This is a genomic window from Escherichia sp. AM3, assembly GCF_032029835.1.
In the GTDB taxonomy this organism is placed as follows: domain Bacteria; phylum Pseudomonadota; class Gammaproteobacteria; order Enterobacterales; family Enterobacteriaceae; genus Escherichia; species Escherichia coli.
Map to the genome: position 1 here is coordinate 1 of NZ_JAVUPQ010001137.1, position 253 is coordinate 253.

Below are 253 nucleotides of genomic sequence, written 5' to 3' on the forward strand. Positions count from 1 at the left end.
GGCTGGCTTCCTCCGGTTATTGATGAAGCGCAGGACGTAGCACACATCACTCCTGATCAAATTCGCACAGCCTCAAAAGTCTGGACCATCATCCGACCGGAGCGATTCGTCAGTAACCCGCCCAGCTGGCGCAGCTGGTTACTACGCGGTCTGGCCACCACGGCAACCCCTGGCACAGAAGGTCTGGTTGTGCCGGAAGACAGCGCCCAGAGAAAGGTCTGGGAAGACGCACTGAAAAAAGGCTGGCAGGAAG

Annotated in this window: 1 protein-coding gene; it reads left to right on the plus strand. The window is 58.1% G+C overall.

Annotation, left to right across the window (positions count from 1 at the left end; genetic code table 11):
* Nucleotides 1–253 (plus strand): type IV secretory system conjugative DNA transfer family protein (locus RTW80_RS30035; protein ID WP_312721820.1); only part of this gene is annotated, 253 nt, incomplete at both ends.